The sequence below is a fragment of the Acidimicrobiales bacterium genome (assembly GCA_041394265.1).
GTDB lineage: Bacteria > Actinomycetota > Acidimicrobiia > Acidimicrobiales > SZUA-35 > JBBQUN01.
In genome coordinates this window covers 208427-224284 of the sequence record JAWKIO010000006.1, presented here as the reverse complement: position 1 = coordinate 224284, position 15858 = coordinate 208427, and the positions used below count along the sequence as shown (strand labels likewise).

Below are 15858 nucleotides of genomic sequence, written 5' to 3'. Positions count from 1 at the left end.
CTCCGCAGCGTGACGGGCTCCGCAGACCGGGTTTCGCAGACCGGGCTTCGGGGATCTGTGACGGCAGGGTGCCGCGCATGGCGTCGTCGTAGAGGAGTTGTCGGTCGAGACGAGCCGGTGGGGGCCACGACGGAGCCAGGGCGGCCTGACTAGGGTGCTTCGATGGATGTTGCGATGATGGCCGCCGAGGCTGGCCACGAAACGGCGAGCAATCTGCTCCGATTGGAGCAGGCCGCCGTGATCCTGCTCGCCATTGCCGCCGGTGTTGCGGTGCTCGCCAGCCGGCTGCGGTTCCCGTTCACGGTGGCCCTGGTGATCGCCGGGTTCGGTGCGACGTTGCTCGGTGATCTGGTCGAGGTCGAAGTGTCACCCGATCTGATTCTTGGTCTCCTCGTGCCGCCGCTGCTGTTCGAAGCGACCCTGCACCTTCCGTGGCGGAAGCTCCGAGCCGACATGCGACCCGTCCTGGCCTCGGCCATCGTCGGGACCCTCATCGGCACGCTGGCCGTCGGCGCCGTCGTCCACGCGGCGCTCGATATCCCGTGGGCTGCCGCCTTTGCGTTCGGCGCGCTGATCTCTGCGACCGACCCGGTCGCCGTGATCGCCTTCTTCAAGGCCCTCGGCACGCCCAAACGACTGTCCGTCCTCGTCGAGGGGGAGTCGTTGTTCAACGACGCCGTTGCGGTGGTGGCCTTCGGGCTCGCGCTCAGCGCCGCCGAGGGCGAAGCCTTCTCGCTGGGCGGGGCGTTCAGCGACTTCGTGGTGGTGTCGGCCGGTGGTCTCGCCGTCGGACTGGTCCTCGGCTACATCGTCTCGGAGATCATCCTGGCCCGGGTCGATGACGGCTTGATCGAAACCACTACCACGATGGCGCTCGCCTACGGTGCCTATCTCGTCGCCGAGAGCGCCGGCGAGATCGTCGGTCGCAGCTTCCACTTCTCGGGCATCCTCGCCGTCGTCGCCGCCGGACTCACGGTCGGCTCGCTCGGCCTCAAGAACACCTCGCCGAACACCCGGCAGACGCTCGAACACTCCTGGGAGCTGCTCACCTTTCTAGTGAACTCGCTGGTGTTCCTGTTCATCGGCTTGACCGTGAGCCTGTCGAGTCTGGTCGACCACGCCGGCGAGGTGGTGCTCGCCGTCCTCACGGTGCTCGCCGTGCGCCTGGTCGTCGTCTACGGACTGACGGCGATCGGCAACACACTCGAACCGAAGCGTCGCATCCCGTTGCCGTTCCAGCACGTGATGTTCTGGGGCGGTTTGCGAGGCGCCATCTCGCTGGCGCTCGCGCTGCTGCTGACCGAGACCTCGATCGATCCCGACATCGTCGAGTCGCTCCAGGTGATGACCTTCGGTGTGGTCGTCTTCACACTGCTGATCCAGGGCACCACGATGGGTCCGCTGATCCAGCGCCTCGGGTTGGCAGGGCGGGCCGACAACGAGCTGGTCCAGCAGCACCGACAGGCCCGGATCATGATGGCCCGAGCCGGCCAGGCCGAGATGAACCGACTCGGCTCACAGGGCGTGCTCTTCGAAGAACTCGCCGACGCACTGGCGGTGACGTATCAGCGCCAGGTCAACGATGAGGGTCGCAAGCTGCGCAGCCACCTTCGTGAGCATCCCGAGCTCGAGGTCGCGATGCTGCTCCAGGCCCGCCGCGACGCATTGGTGGCAGAACTGGGGGCGCTGTCCGACGTGGTGCGCACCGGCCTGGTCGAGCAGCAGGTGGCCGACGCACTCAGCGTCGCCACCAACAACCGGCTGGCGGCGCTCGATCTGATCGAGGAACGGTGGGAGTCCGACGCGCTTCCCGAGGAGCAGCTCGTGGTCGCTGAACGAATCGACGGAGACGAGCGATGAGCGACGAGATGCTGTACGTCTCCTGGGGTGGGGCCGGGCGGCCGGCGAGCCTGCGCATGGCGATGCAGCGCGCCGACGACGCCGACCGAGCGCTCGTCTACCTCGCCATCTTGGATTCGGCGAGCTTCGCCGATCTCGACGACACCATGTTCGACCTCGTCACCGACGAACTCCGCTGGTTGCTCGAGGCCCAGATGGAACTGGCCCGCCGCCAGACCGGCCTGGTCGACCTGGTGACTCGGGTGGTGGTGCGCCGAGGCGACATCGATGCCGAGGTCCGTGCGACTGTCGAGGCCGCCGCCATCGACGAGGTGTTCGTTGGCGCACCGCTGGTATCCCACGACGGCCGCAGCACCGACGGCCTCCTCGACGCGTTGGCCACCGCCACCGGCGCCCGTGTGGAACTCCTCGTCCCCGGAGCCGAGTAGCTGCTATTCGATTTTGGCGACGATGTCGCCGCCACCGACCGAGTCACCGGCGGCGACGCGGATCTCGGTGACGGTGCCTGCCTTCTCGGCTGCGACGTTGTTCTCCATCTTCATGGCCTCGAGGACCACGATGGTGTCGCCGACCTCGACGGTCTGGCCGACCTCGGCCACGACCTTGACGATCGTGCCCTGCATCGGCACGGTCACGTCGCCCGAGCCCGAACCGCCACCGGCCCCGCCGGAGGCCTTGCGGCGCGGCTTCTTCGCCCCAGCTGCCGGCGCTGCCGCCATGGCCGACTCCGGCACCCACATGGCCACCGAGAACTTCTTGCCATTGACCTCGACATCGACGTCGCGTCGGATCTTCGGCTCGGCGTCTTCGCCGTCGGTGGTGGGGGCCGTTGCTCCGCCGACACCGGTGAGGTCGAGGACTTCTTCAACCCACTTGGTGGAGTGGGTGCCGGCGGCGAAGTCGGGATGCTCGAGGATGGCGATGTCGGCCGGAATCGTGGTGGCAACACCCTCGATCTCGAACTCACGCAGCGCACGCAGCGTGCGGGCGATCGCGACCTCTCGGGTCGAGCCCCAGCAGATCAGCTTGCCGACGAGGTTGTCGTAGTACTGGCTGATCTCGTCGCCGGCTTCGTAGCCGCCGTCCCAGCGGACACCGAAGCCGGAGGGGACGCGCAACTTGGTGAGCGGTCCGGGGGAGGGGAGGAACTTGCCGCCCGCCGGGTCTTCGGCGTTGACGCGGATCTCGATGGCGTGGCCGTGCAGTTCGATCTCGTCCTGCGTGAACGGCAACTCGCCCCCGCCGGCGACGTGGAGCTGGAGGGCGACGAGGTCGAGCCCGGTGATGAGCTCGGTGACGGGGTGCTCGACCTGGAGGCGGGTGTTCATCTCGAGGTAGTGGTAGCCGCCGTCCTCGTAGAGGAACTCGACGGTGCCGGCATTGGTGTAGTTGCAGCCGAGGGCGACCTTGACGGCGTCTTCGCCCATGGCCTTCGCGATCTCGGGCGGCAGGTCGAACGCCGGAGCTTCCTCGACGAGCTTCTGATGGCGGCGCTGGGCCGAACAGTCACGCTGCCCGAGGTAGAGGCCGTTGCCATGGGAGTCGCAGATGACCTGGATCTCGATGTGGCGGGGCTTGGTCAGGTAGCGCTCGATGTAGCACTCGTCGCGACCGAAATAGGCCAAGGCCTCACGCTGGGCCGACTCGAGGGCGTCGGCGGCCTCGGCGGCCGACGCAACGACCTTCATGCCGCGACCACCGCCGCCGAAGGCGGCCTTGATGGCGACGGGGTAGCCGTGCTGGTCGCCGAACGCCGTGATCTCGTCGGGTCCGGTGAGGAACTCGGTGACGCCGGGAACACCGTGGACGCCGACCTTCTCGGCAGCCTCACGGGCGCTGATCTTGTCACCCATGACCTCGATGGCCTCGGGCGGCGGGCCGATGAAGACCACGCCCCGCTCGGTGATGGCTCGGGCGAAGTCGGCATTCTCGGAGAAGAAGCCGTAGCCGGGATGCACTGCCTCGGCACCCGAACGCTCGATGGCGTCGAGGATGGCCTCGGTGTTCAGGTAGGACTCGGCCGCCGTCTGGCCACCGAGGGCGTACGCCTCGTCGGCGAGACGCACGTGCAGCGCCTCACGATCGAGCTCGGAATAGACGGCAACCGTGCCGATCCCGAGCTCCTGACAGGCCCGGATGACTCGAACGGCGATCTCGCCGCGGTTGGCGATGAGGACCTTGGTGAACGGCGGATTGAACGTGGGTGAGGACAGCACGCCCGTATGGTTAGCCGAGATGGGTAGGTCAATGAAAGTAACCAGCCAACGATTTTCCGAGATTCGCTGGATCGAGGAGACCGGCTCGACCAATCGTGACCTCCTCGACGCCGCAACCGAGGGTCGACCGGCCGGTTCGGTACTGGTCACCGACCACCAAACCGCAGGGCGTGGACGCCAAGGCAGAACCTGGCTCGACGACCCCGGACGGTCCCTGCTCTTCTCGGTGTTGCTCCGCCCCGAAGCCGACCGAACGAGCGTATTACCCCTGGTCATGGGGATGGCGGTCGTCGATGCCATCCGCAAGGTGAGCTCGGTGCCGGCCGTGTTGAAATGGCCGAACGACGTTCTCGTCGTCGACGCGGACGGGTCGGAGCGCAAGCTCGCCGGCATCCTCGCCGAGGCGGTCACGACCGCCGACGGACTCGCCGTCGTCGTCGGTTGCGGCATCAATGTGGCATTCGTCACCGGGCCCCCGAACGAGGTGCGCGACCGGGCGATCGACCTCGTCTCGGCGGCCTCGGCGCCGGTCGATCGAGCGGTCCTTCTCGAAGCCATCCTCGGAGCGCTGGACCACTGGCTCGACCTCCTGGATCGGGCGGGTGCCGAGGCGATCATCGAGGAATACCGTGACCGTTGTGTCACGCTCGGCCGGGTCGTGACGCTCGAAACGCCGGCGGGGGTCGTCACGGGCACTGCGGTCGACATCGATCCAAGCGGTGGGCTCGTGCTCGAGGTGGAAGGTGAGCGGCGAACCCTCTTCGCCGGTGACGCACATCACCAGCGCTGATTCCTCATGTCGGCGTGCTGATCAGCCGATGAACACAGCAGATGAATCGCACGGTCAGCTCTTGCTCCGCGCACGGCGGACAACCCAGGCGACGCACCCTCCGCAGAACGGCGGCCGGGCTCGTCGTCGCGCTGGCGATGATCGCCACGGCCACCCCGTCGGTGTCGGCCCAGGAGGACGATCCGGCAGCCTCCTCGACAACGACCACCGCCGTGCCCCCTTCCACCACGAGCACGACGGCTGCGCCCGCCCCGACGTCGACGACCACGACCCAACCGGCAGATGGTGGTTCGTCGACGACCACCACGCCGACCTCGTCGACCTCGTCGTCCGTGCCAACGCCGCCGCCGGTGTGTGCCGAGCCGGAAGGCCCCACCACAACAACCACCACCACCACGGATCCAAACGCACCAGTCGAAGAAGCACCCTGCCTCCCGCCCTTGTTCGACATCGACGGCGACGGCATCCTCGATGAAGTGACGCCCGAGGTCGATCCCGGGCAGACCGAGGACGAAGTCGACGGCCCGCCACCGGTGGTGACGGTCACGATCCCGCCCCCGAACCGCTTCGACAACGCCGTGGAGTGGACCCCTGCGGTTGCCCTCGTCAGTGACATCGACACCGCCCGTCAGAAGTTCGACGACGCCGACGAACGATTGACGACGCTCGTCGCCACCGTTCGCTCCTTCCGGCTGCAGCAGAAGCGCCTGGCCGGTGAGCGCGAATTGCTCGACGAAGCGTCACTGGCGACGCTCATTGCTCTGGAAGCGGCCCAGGAACGCCTCCGCCTGCGAGCACTCAACGCGTTCGTCGACGGCGACGAGGTGGGTATCTCCGACGTCGAGGACTTCGGCCAGGTGCCGGAGGATGAGGCGCAGCAGAGCGTCGTGGACATCGTCTTCGAAGCCGATCGAGCGCTGATCGCTGCGCACGAGGCCGACAGCTCGGCCCTCGCCGTCGAAACCCGGCGAGTGATCGACCGAACCCGCATGATCGCCCGATCGCTGAGCCTCGCCGAAGACTCCGTGGCCGACGCCCAAGCCGAACTCGAGCAGGCGGCCGCCGAGCTCGAGGCGTTCGAGGCCGGCAGCGGCGTCTACATCTCGGGCATCACGTTCCCGATCGCCTGGCCCTACAGCGTCCCGCTCATCAACTCGTGGGGCTTCCCCCGATCAGGTGGTCGCCGGCACGAGGGCATCGACATCTTCGCTGCTGCCGGCACGCCGCTCGTCGCCACCGAACGCGGTGTGGTCACCCGTATCGGCAACGGCACCCTCGGCGGTCTACGCCTGTGGTTGCGGGGCGAGAGCGGGACCGACTGGTACTACGCCCATCTCTCGGGCTTCGCACCCGGGCTGCACGAGAATCAGGTCGTGGAGGTCGGCGAGCTGATCGGGTACGTCGGCAACACCGGCAACGCCGTCGGCACCCCGCCGCACCTCCACATGCAGATCCATCCCAACGGCGGCGACCCGGTGAACCCCTACCCGTTGCTGAAACTGGTGTCGGACGACGAGATCGCCGCCCGGAGTCTCGCCGACGCCGAGTAGCGCTCACCAATCTGTGTGAGCGTCACGTCGAGGCCATAGAGCTCACTCATCAGCTCGGAGGTGAGCACCGACTCGATCGGTCCCTGGGCGACCACGCCGTGCGCTCCGAGTCCGAGCACGTGGGTGGTGCCGGGCGGGATGTCTTCGGCGTGGTGCACGACGAGCATCGTGGCGGGACCGTCGGGATCGTCGGCGATGGTGCGCAAGGCCTCGACCAGGCGCTCTCGACCGCCGAAATCGAGGCCGGACGTCGGCTCGTCAAGTAGCAGGATCGAGGGGTCGGCCATCAACGATCGCGCGAGCAAGGCCCGTTGTCGTTCGCCCGATGACAGCGTGGCGAACGGGCGAGTGTCGAAGTCGTCCAATCCGACCTGGGCGAGAAGGCGGCTGGCGCGCTCGGCGTCGGAGGGACCGTAGGTGTGCCACCACGGCTCGAACACCCCGTCGCGTCCGCACATCACGACCACGCCGCATTCGAGTTCCCCCCGGATGCGCTCGGCCGAGCCGGCCGAGGTGATCCCGATGCGTGACCGCAACGGACGGATGTCGATGCGGCCCAATTCATGGCCGAGGAGACGCAGCGTGCCCGACGAAGGGTGTTGTTGCAGCGCCGCCAAACGCACGAGGGTCGACTTGCCGCCGCCGTTGGGCCCGAGCACCACCCAGTGGTCGTCCGCTCCGATCACCAGGTCGAGATGGTCGATGATGGTGTTGCCGCCGATCACGACCGAAACGTCGATGAACTCCATCGCCGGCACGCCGGTGGCGGTGGCGGCGATGCGCTCATCGGATGGAGTCGGCGAGTTCACAGCGCCAGAGGCTAGTCTCGAACCGCTGTCATGAACGTTGCCCTCGGTCTGATCCTGATTCTCCTTCTCGTTGCGGCAAACGGCTTCTTCGTGGCGATCGAGTTCGCCTTGATCGCTGCCGACCGCAGCAAGCTCGAGACCCAGGCCGAGGAGGGATCGGCGACGGCCCGGATCACGCTCGGCGTGCTGCGCCGCATCTCGTTCAATCTCTCGGGGGCCCAGCTCGGCATCACGGTGACGAGCTTGGTGCTCGGGTTTCTGGCGGAGCCGCTGGTCGGTCAGCTGATCGACCCGGCGGTCAAGGCCCTCGGAGGGGCGAGCGGCTCGGCCGTGTCGGCGCTGCTTGCGCTGGCGATCGCCACGGTGTTCCAGATGGTGGCCGGCGAGCTGATTCCGAAGAACCTGGCCTTGGCCAAACCCGAGGCCACGTCGAAGGCGCTGTCACCGGCCGCCCGCATCGTGCACGGCGCCTTCAGCCCCATCATCACCGCCTTCAACGGTGCGGCCAACTGGACCGTGCGGCGGTTGGGTATCGAGCCGACCGAGGAACTGTCCTCGATGCGCTCGCTCGAAGAGATCGAGTACCTCATCCAGTCGTCGGCCACGCTCGGCACGCTGGCACCCGATGCGTTGAGCCTCCTCACCCGCACCATTCGCTTCGGCGACAAGACGGCGGCCGATGCTCTGACGCCACGAGTCCACGTCGACTGGCTTCCCCTCGAGGCGACCGTCGGTGAGTTCATCGAGCACACCAATGCGAGCGGTCACAGTCGCTACCCGGTCTGCGACGGCGACATCGACGACATCAGAGGTGTGGTCGACGTGGTCGCCGTGTTCGACCTGCCGATCGATCGGCGCAACACCACGCTGGTGTCGGACATCATGGGCGAGGCGCACGTGGTGCCGGAGACCCGGGACCTCGTCGACATTCTCGGCGACTTCCGTCGTCACGAGACCCAGATGCTGGTGGTCGTTGACGAGCACGGTGGTACCGCAGGCATTCTCACCCTCGAAGACGTGCTCGAGGAGATCACGGGCGACATCGACGACGAGTACGACGAGGTCACCACACTCGGGGTGAGCCGAACCGGTGTCTTCATCATCGACGGCACGCTGCACGCCGACGAGGTCGATGAGGTCGCGGGGTTCCGGATGCCCGATGGCGACTACGAAACCATCGCCGGCTTCCTGCTCGATCGGCTGGGGTCGATTCCGGCCGAGGGGACGGTCGTGCTCTGGGAGGGGTGGCAGTTCGAGGTCGTCGCGATGGACGGCCTGCGCATCGCCTCGATCGAGATGGTGGCACCCGTCGACGGAAGTGACGACGTTGCGGCCTCCTCGGGGACGACGAGTCGAGGTTCGGCATGATCTGGCTCATGGCATCGGAGTCGTCGGCGAGCGGTGGTTCGATCGCGCTGTCGCTCGTGGCGGCGGCACTGCTCATTCTCGCCAACGGCGTGTTCGTCGCCTACGAGTTCGCACTCATCGCCGCCAAGAGGTCGTCGTTCGAGTCTGCGGCCGAGCGTGGCGTTCGAAGTGCTCGCCTGACCGTCCGGGCCTTCTCGGATCTGTCGACCCAGCTGGCCGGCGCTCAGCTCGGCATCACCATGGCCTCCCTCGGTTTGGGCTACGTCGGTGAGCCGGCAGTGGCGCACATCATCGAAGCGCTCCTCGGCACAGTGGTGTCCGAAGAGGTCGGGCGGGTCATCGGGTTCACCGTCGGCCTCGGATTCGTGGTGTTCCTGCACCTGGTGATCGGTGAGATGGTGCCGAAGAACGTCGCCATCGCTGCGCCCGACGCCACCATGCGATTCCTCGTCCTGCCGTATCAGGGGTATCTCGCCGTTGTCCGACCGGCCGTGAAGTTGCTGAACTCGCTCGCCAACCTCGGGTGTCGAGCGCTCGGCGTGACGCCGCGCGACGAGCTGGTCTCGGCGCACAGCGCCGCCGAGCTGGCCGCCATCGTCGCCGCCTCGTCCGAGGGCGGCGCCATCGAGGCCGAGAGCGCCGGTTTGTTGTCGGGTGCCCTCGACTTCTCGCAACGTCCGGTGTCCGACGTGGCAACACCGCTGTCCGAGCTGGCGACGATCCGAGACGGTGCCACGGCGGCCCAGGTCGAACAGGTCGTTCGCCGCACCGGACAGACGCGCCTGCCCATCTTGTCGTCGGCACGCGGCCAGGTGCAGCTGCTCGGCTACATCCACGCCAAGGATCTGCTCGACGTTCCCCGGGAGCGACGTGCAGCACCGCTGGCAGGCGACCGGGTCCGACCGATGGTGGTGGTGTCCGCCGACCGCAGTTTGATCGACGTGTTGCGGGCAATGCGTCGACTCCGTCGCCAGCTTGCGGTGGTCTCGACTCCCAGCGGTCCCGTGGGCGTGGTGTCGGTTGAGCAGATCATTCGGGCGCTCGTCGACGCCTGACGCTGACGCTCTTGGTCAAGTCGCAAACGCTTAGAGTGGCCGTCGGTCACTCCCCATGGTGATCGGGAGCGGTAGCGGCTAGCGTGTCGCCTCGTGCCCTCGCCGTCTCGCCACCGATTGGCATCGATCCTCGCCGTCGCCCTGACTGCGTTGCTGCTGATGATCTCGGTCCCAGCCGAAGCCCAACGAACTCCGGGACTCGACGAAACCCGGCAGCGGGTCCAGGAACTCACGCAGGAACTGAGCGACGCCGAGACCGAACTCAGCGACCTCGAAGCTGCGACCGACGAGGCGGCCGCACGATTCCGGACGCTCGACCTCGAGTCGAGCGCACTCGCCGATGTCGTCGTCAACTCGGCAATCAGCGAGTTCATGCGGGCCGACGAGGGTCCGACCATGCTCGTTGCCGATGACCTCAACGCGTCCCGCCGGGCCTCGACGCTGACCGACGCGGCCATCGGGACCGACACCGAGGCGATGGAGCGCTATCGAAGCCTGTTCGAAGACCTGGCGGTCGCGAGGGCCGAACTGGCCGACGCCACAACGGCCAGCGAGGCCAAGGTGGCGGCGCTGCTCGCCACCCGTGAAGAGCTCGGCGCCGAACTGGCCAGGCTCGAAGAACTCGAGCGGGAACGCCTCGCCGAGGAGGAGCGCCGACGGGCCGCATTGGCCAAGGCCGCCGCTCAAGCCGCAGCCGCATCGGGAGGGTCCGGCGGCAGTGGGGGAGGAGGCGGTGCCACGAGCGTGCCTGCCAACGGCACCGGCACGCTGAAGACGTGTCCGGTCGCCGGAGCCAATTCGTTCATCGACTCGTGGGGATTCCCTCGATCAGGCGGCCGGCGACACAAGGGGGTCGACATGATGGCCTCGATCGGGACCCCGGTGGCCGCACCGGTCAGTGGCACCGTCGAGCACCGCTCCAACTCGGTCGGTGGCCGATCGTTCCACCTCAACGGTGATGACGGCAACTACTACTACGGCACCCACCTGTCGGGCTACGGCGCCTCGGGGCGGGTCAACGCCGGCGACATCATCGGGTACGTCGGCGACGACGGCAATGCTCGGGGGATCCCGCACCTGCACTTCGAGATCCACCCCGGTGGCGGGGCGGCGGTGAACCCGTACCCCTACGTCGCCGCCGTCTGCTGACGGTCGCTCGGCCCTCCGGCGGCTAGCGACCCGGCGGCAGTGATGGCTTCTCGATGAGGTCGTCGAGGAGGCGAATGACATCGACCGATGCCTCGGTGACCTCTCGGATCGATTCGATGGCACCGTGGAGATCACGTGACGCATAGCGTCGCGCTGCGGCGATGCCGTGCTCGTGGACTCGCTGGTGTGGATGGGCGAGCTCGGCGAACGATGCCGACCCGGCGTAGTCGGCGACGGCTCCGTCATACCACTTGCCGAGACGGCAGCTGTGGTGGTCGGCCAGCTCGTTCGGGTTGAGGGACTCTCGCCCAACCACCATCGCCGCAAGCTTGCGGCGCCACACCATGTGGTCGACCTTGGCGATGCGCACCACTTTGTCGGGGATGTGTTTGGTGAACATCTCGCCCAGGGCGGCCACGGCCTTCTGCTCGATGCTCTCGGCGTCGCTGATGAGGCGGTCGATGCGTGCGAGGTCGAGCTTCGACATCTCGGCGATCGTGTGAACCGACTGGACCACCTCGGCCGACGCCGTCTTCTGCTCGACGAGGGCGTGGCGAATCTCGTCCATTTCGCTCGCCGAGTCGCCGGCATAGGAGATGATGCGAGACATCGCCTCACCGTTGTGGGCGACGACCTCGTCGGCCGAGCCGGCGAGGGAGCGGCAGCGCTCCATCAGATCGGTGATCGACACCATTTCCTGCTGGAGCTTCGAGATCTGCGACCTGGCGGCCGTCGTCGATTCTGCCGAGCGGACCGCCAGCGCCTTCACCTCGGACGCGACGACGGCAAAGCCCTTGCCCGACTCGCCGGCCCGAGCGGCCTCGATGCTGGCGTTCAGGGCCAGCAGGTTGGTCTGGTCGGCCATCTCACGGATCTCGGCCACCACCAGTTCGATCTCGTCTGACGTCTCGGCCAGGCGATCTGCCCGCTCGGCCGCTTCGGTCACGGCGCTGATGAGCGAGTGGAGATGCTCCGTCGTCGACCGAGCAGCCTCGGCACCGAGCCCGGCGGCTTCGCGCGTCGACGCGGCCGCCTCGGCCGCCTTGGTGGCGCCGTAGTTGATGCCCTCGGCGGTCACGAGCAGCTCCTCGGCGGCCGATGCGATCGACTGGACGTGGCTGTCGATCTCGCGGACGCCGGTGAACATCTCCGCCGACATGATCACCTGATCGACGACGCCGATGGAGAACCCGACCATCCGGTCCATCTCGTCGGTGGCTGCGGCCTGAAGTGCACTGGCCAGTCGTCGCAGCTCGCGGCCGACGTGGTCGTCGCCGACGTCGATGTCGTCGTAGCGGCCGGCAGCGAGCGCATCGATGGCCTCGGTGAGCGCGCTGGGGCTGGTGGTCATGGTGTCGTCGGTCGTCGTCCACCCGACGGGGGTGGCCTGTTCGGTGTCGAGGGACGAGTCGATCTCGGCGGTGGGACGGCGAAGACGCATGGCCGCAGTATCGACCGGTCTTGGTCGGGCAGTAGCGAGCCAACTACGTTCGACCTGTGCCTGAGACTCCTACCGAGATCACGACCATCACCGACGCCCTGACCCTCGTGTTCGGTCGAGACGACGCCGACGTGGAGGTCGGCGACCTCGAGCGGCTGACCGGCGGCGCGAGCCGCGAAACGTACCGCTTCCGGGTCACGGTCGACGGAAACGACGAATGGTTCATTCTCCAGCGAGAGCGCAGCGTGGAGCTGCGTCACGAGCGCGGGATGGCCGCCGAGGCGTCGGTCGTGCGAGTCGCGGCCGAGGCGCAGATGCCGGTTCCCGAAATCGTCGCCACGAACGAGAGCCATCCCGACTGTGGCATCGGACCGAGCTGGTTCATCGGTCGAGCCGTGGACGGCGAATCGATCGCCCGCCGGATCCAGCGCGACGACGAGTACGCAGAGGCTCGAGCTCGGTTCGCCGCCGACACCGGCGCCGCCCTCGGCCGACTCCACTCGATCCCGACCGACCAGCTCGCTCGCCCCGACCTCGCCCATCTCGAGCACATCGACGAACTCGCGAAGTGGCGAGAGGCCGTCGACGAGTTGTCGTTGGTCTCGCCGACCTTCGAACTCGCGTTCCGCTGGCTCGAGCAGCACCGGCCGGCGCCAACGGGAGTGGTGCTCGTGCATGGCGACTTCCGGCTCGGGAACCTGATGGTCGGCCCGGACGGGCTGGCGGCCGTGCTCGACTGGGAACTTGCTCACCTCGGTGACCCACTTGAAGACCTCGGATGGCTGTGCACCAGGGCATGGCGGTTCGGCGGCGCAGGTCCCGTCGGTGGAATCGGCGACTACGAAGACCTGTTCGCCGCCCACGAGGCGGCCACCGGCACGCCGGTCGATCGTGATGCCTTTGCGTGGTGGCAACTGCTCGGAACGCTCAAGTGGGGGATCATGTGCAGCCTGCAGGCCAATGCGCACCGCACCGGCGTCGTCGAATCGCTCGAACTCCTGGCCATCGGGAACCGCATCGCCGAACAGGAATACGACGTGGCGTGGGCCATGGTCGAGCGCCTCGGTCAGTCCGTCGATCAGACACAGATCGACGACCTCGGCCTCGGCGCCACACGCGCACCGGGAACCGGTCAGCCACAACCCGACGAGCTCGCCGGCGCGCTGGCAACGTTCCTCACCAACAACGTGCAGCCGGCGCTCAGCGGCGGTCTCGCCTTCCACGTCCGTGTTGCCGCCAACGTGGCGTCGATGCTCGAGCGTGAAGCGATCGCCGGCGATGCCCAGCGTCGGCGTCACCGTGATCGTCTGGCGGCACTTGGGGCTGCCGACGATGCCGAGTTGGCCGATGGGATCCGCCGCGGAGCGTTCGACGACCGTCTCGGTGAGGTCGCAGGTCAGCTGGCGCTCAGCACCGCCGAGCGCCTCGCCGTGGTCAACCCCCGCTGGTTGGCGACCTGACCGTCAAAGTTCAGGCGCCGATGACCGAGTAGCCGCCGTCGACGTGGATGATCTGGCCGGTCGTCTGCGGGAACCAGTCCGACAGCAGCGCCACGGTCGACCGAGCGACGCCTTCGGAGTTGCTGACGTCCCACCCGAGTGGGGCCCGCTTGACCCACTCGTCTTCGAACTTGGCGAAACCGGGGATCGACTTCGCCGCGATGGTGCGCATCGGGCCGGCCGCGATCAGGTTGGAGCGAATCCCCTCGGGCCCGAGTTCGCGGGCGAGGTAACGATTGAGTGATTCGAGGCCGGCCTTCGCCACGCCCATCCAGTTGTAGGCGGGCCAGGCGACGGTGGCATCGAAGGTGAGCCCGACGAGCGAGCCGCCGTGGCCTTGCATCAACGGGCGCACCAGGTCGGCCAGCGTTCGCAGCGAGTAGGCCGAGACCTGCACGGCGGTGGCGACGTCGTCCCACCCCGGGGCCCAGAAGTCGTCGCCCAGGCAATCGGCGGGAGCGAACCCGATGGCGTGCAGCGCGCCGTCGACCCGTCCCCACTTCTCCTGGAGGTGCGCCTGCACCTTGGCGACGTGATCGAGATCGGCGATGTCGAGCTCGAGAACCTCAAGCTCGGTGTCGAGCTTTCGGGCCGTGCGCTCGGTCAGGCGGAGCCCGCGGCCGAAGCCGGTCAACACGATCTCGGCTCCCTCTCGCTGGGCGAGCTGCGCGATGCCGAAGGCGAGCGAGTCGTCGGTCAGGACGCCGGTGATGAGTAGCTTCTTGTCGTCGAGGATTCCCACGCCCCTTTGACTAGCAGATACAGGCGCCCGTTACGCCGATCTGGTGACCCGAGTTCCGATTCGGTCCGACGCCGTGGCGCCGGTAGCCTCCGACCCGTGACCATGCGCCTCTATGACACCGCACGCCGATCGGTCGTTCCCTTCGAGCCGGGACCCATCGTCAACATCTACACGTGTGGCATCACGCCCTACGACGCCACCCACCTCGGTCATGCGGCGGTGTACCTCGGCTACGACGTGCTCCAGCGCCGCCTGCGCGATCTCGGCCACGAGACCCGGACCGTGCGCAACATCACCGACGTCGACGACTCGATCCTCGACAAGGCCCGCGAACTCGGGGTGCACTACCTCGACCTTGCGGCGGCCGAGGTCGCACGCTTCCACTCCGACATGGAAGCGCTCGAGATGATCCCCTGCTACAGCGAGCCCCGTGCCACCTCCGCGATCTCCGACATCCGCGGGTTCATCGGCAAGGTGCTCGACCGCGGCTATGCCTACGAGGCCGGCGGTGCGGTGTACTTCGACGTCACCAAGTGGGACAAGTTCGGCTCGATCTCGGGCTACGACGAAGCCACGATGCTCGAATACGCCCGAGAGCGAGGCGGCAATCCTGACGATCCCAACAAGCGGCACCAGCTCGACTTCGTGCTGTGGCAGCCGTCGGCCGACGACGAGCCGGCGTGGGAATCGCTGTGGGGTCCGGGCCGCCCCGGCTGGCACATCGAGTGCTCGGCGCTGGCGTTGCGCGAACTCGGCACCACGATCGATCTCCACGGTGGTGGTGGCGACCTGATCTTCCCGCACCACGAGTGTGAAGCTGCCCAGTCCGAGGCGGCCACCGGCGAACCGTTCGTGCGGCACTGGATGCACCAGGCGATGGTTCGCAAGGACGGCGAGAAGATGTCGAAGTCGCTGGGCAACCTCGTGTTCGTCAGCGAGCTCCGCAAGACCTTCGACCCCCGGGCAATCCGGCTGGGCGTCATCTCGAACCACTACCGCTTCGAGTGGGAGTGGAACGACGACATCATGCCGACCGCCGCCGCTCGGCTCGAGAAGTGGTTGGCCGCCGGGATCGGCGACGGCGCGCTCGACGAGGTGCGGGCCGCACTCGACAACGACCTCGACACCCCGGCCGCCATCGCTGCCATCGACGCTGCCGCTGAGCGCGGCGAGGGCGTGTCCACCGCCGCACTGCTGCTCGGCGTCCGCATCGACTGAGGACCCCGAACTCGGGCGTCCGAGCGAAAGGGGACGAAACCGACCGCAAACGGTCGGTTCTGTCCCATTTGGTGCGAGCACCGGTCGATGATTGCCGGGGCACTGCTGTCGGAGGTGCGACCGTCGGCAAATGGCCGCACCCGTCGGGATTCGGCCCGTAC

14 protein-coding genes are annotated in these 15858 nt (G+C 67.5%); 9 read left to right on the top strand and 5 right to left on the bottom strand.

Going from position 1 to position 15858, the window contains the following annotated elements:
• Nucleotides 1-162 precede the first annotated feature (162 nt).
• Nucleotides 163-1860 carry a Na+/H+ antiporter gene (locus R2733_25365; GenBank protein MEZ5379849.1) on the top strand — a complete coding sequence of 566 codons (1698 nt, stop codon included), beginning with the start codon at nucleotides 163-165 and terminating at the stop codon, nucleotides 1858-1860.
• Entirely contained in the window at nucleotides 1857-2288 is a 432-nt protein-coding gene (locus R2733_25360; protein MEZ5379848.1) for a hypothetical protein, read from the top strand. Before R2733_25365 ends, R2733_25360 begins: the two co-directional genes overlap by 4 nt.
• A 3-nt stretch (nucleotides 2289-2291) precedes the next feature.
• Here the strand turns inward: R2733_25360 and R2733_25355 are convergent, their stop codons facing one another.
• Nucleotides 2292-4076 carry an acetyl-CoA carboxylase biotin carboxylase subunit gene (locus R2733_25355; protein ID MEZ5379847.1) on the bottom strand — a complete coding sequence of 595 codons (1785 nt, stop codon included), beginning with the start codon at nucleotides 4074-4076 and terminating at the stop codon, nucleotides 2292-2294.
• Nucleotides 4077-4107: 31 nt separating this feature from the next.
• Between R2733_25355 and R2733_25350 the strand changes: the two genes are divergently transcribed.
• On the top strand, nucleotides 4108-4866 hold the full coding sequence (locus R2733_25350; GenBank protein MEZ5379846.1) for a biotin--[acetyl-CoA-carboxylase] ligase: 759 nt from the start codon (nucleotides 4108-4110) through the stop codon (nucleotides 4864-4866).
• Nucleotides 4867-4870: 4 nt separating this feature from the next.
• On the opposite strand, the gene R2733_25345 is transcribed toward R2733_25350, so the two are convergent.
• A complete protein-coding gene (locus tag R2733_25345; GenBank protein MEZ5379845.1) occupies nucleotides 4871-5242 on the bottom strand; it encodes a hypothetical protein in 372 nt (123 codons plus the stop codon).
• Nucleotides 5243-5306: 64 nt separating this feature from the next.
• Between R2733_25345 and R2733_25340 the strand changes: the two genes are divergently transcribed.
• Complete coding sequence (locus R2733_25340; protein ID MEZ5379844.1) at nucleotides 5307-6416, top strand: M23 family metallopeptidase; 1110 nt, start codon at nucleotides 5307-5309, stop codon at nucleotides 6414-6416.
• Here R2733_25340 and R2733_25335 read toward each other — a convergent pair.
• Entirely contained in the window at nucleotides 6350-7225 is an 876-nt protein-coding gene (locus R2733_25335) for an ATP-binding cassette domain-containing protein (protein ID MEZ5379843.1), read from the bottom strand. The two genes, R2733_25340 and R2733_25335, sit on opposite strands and share 67 nt — an antisense overlap.
• Nucleotides 7226-7255: 30 nt before the next feature.
• Here R2733_25335 and R2733_25330 point away from each other — a divergent pair, with 30 nt between their 5' ends.
• The 3 genes from R2733_25330 (at nucleotide 7256) to R2733_25320 (ending at nucleotide 10797) form a co-directional block, all read left to right on the top strand.
• Nucleotides 7256-8593, top strand: coding sequence for a hemolysin family protein (locus tag R2733_25330; GenBank protein ID MEZ5379842.1), 1338 nt, complete (start codon nucleotides 7256-7258; stop codon nucleotides 8591-8593).
• On the top strand, nucleotides 8590-9648 hold the full coding sequence (locus R2733_25325; protein ID MEZ5379841.1) for a hemolysin family protein: 1059 nt from the start codon (nucleotides 8590-8592) through the stop codon (nucleotides 9646-9648). The genes R2733_25330 and R2733_25325 overlap by 4 nt, the downstream gene beginning before the upstream one ends.
• 93 nt (nucleotides 9649-9741) lie before the next feature.
• Nucleotides 9742-10797 carry a peptidoglycan DD-metalloendopeptidase family protein gene (locus tag R2733_25320; protein MEZ5379840.1) on the top strand — a complete coding sequence of 352 codons (1056 nt, stop codon included), beginning with the start codon at nucleotides 9742-9744 and terminating at the stop codon, nucleotides 10795-10797.
• A 22-nt stretch (nucleotides 10798-10819) separates the two neighbouring features.
• On the opposite strand, the gene R2733_25315 is transcribed toward R2733_25320, so the two are convergent.
• Nucleotides 10820-12238: a methyl-accepting chemotaxis protein gene (locus tag R2733_25315; protein MEZ5379839.1), complete on the bottom strand. Its 1419-nt coding sequence runs from the start codon at nucleotides 12236-12238 to the stop codon at nucleotides 10820-10822.
• Between the two features lie 56 nt (nucleotides 12239-12294).
• On the opposite strand from R2733_25315, the gene R2733_25310 reads away from it, so the two are divergent.
• On the top strand, nucleotides 12295-13698 hold the full coding sequence (locus tag R2733_25310; protein ID MEZ5379838.1) for a phosphotransferase family protein: 1404 nt from the start codon (nucleotides 12295-12297) through the stop codon (nucleotides 13696-13698).
• 10 nt (nucleotides 13699-13708) lie between these two features.
• On the opposite strand, the gene fabI is transcribed toward R2733_25310, so the two are convergent.
• Nucleotides 13709-14479, bottom strand: a complete 771-nt coding sequence (gene fabI, locus R2733_25305) for an enoyl-ACP reductase FabI (protein ID MEZ5379837.1) — start codon at nucleotides 14477-14479, stop codon at nucleotides 13709-13711.
• A gap of 102 nt (nucleotides 14480-14581) precedes the next feature.
• On the opposite strand from fabI, the gene R2733_25300 reads away from it, so the two are divergent.
• Nucleotides 14582-15697: a cysteine--tRNA ligase gene (locus R2733_25300; protein MEZ5379836.1), complete on the top strand. Its 1116-nt coding sequence runs from the start codon at nucleotides 14582-14584 to the stop codon at nucleotides 15695-15697.
• Nucleotides 15698-15858: the final 161 nt, after the last annotated feature.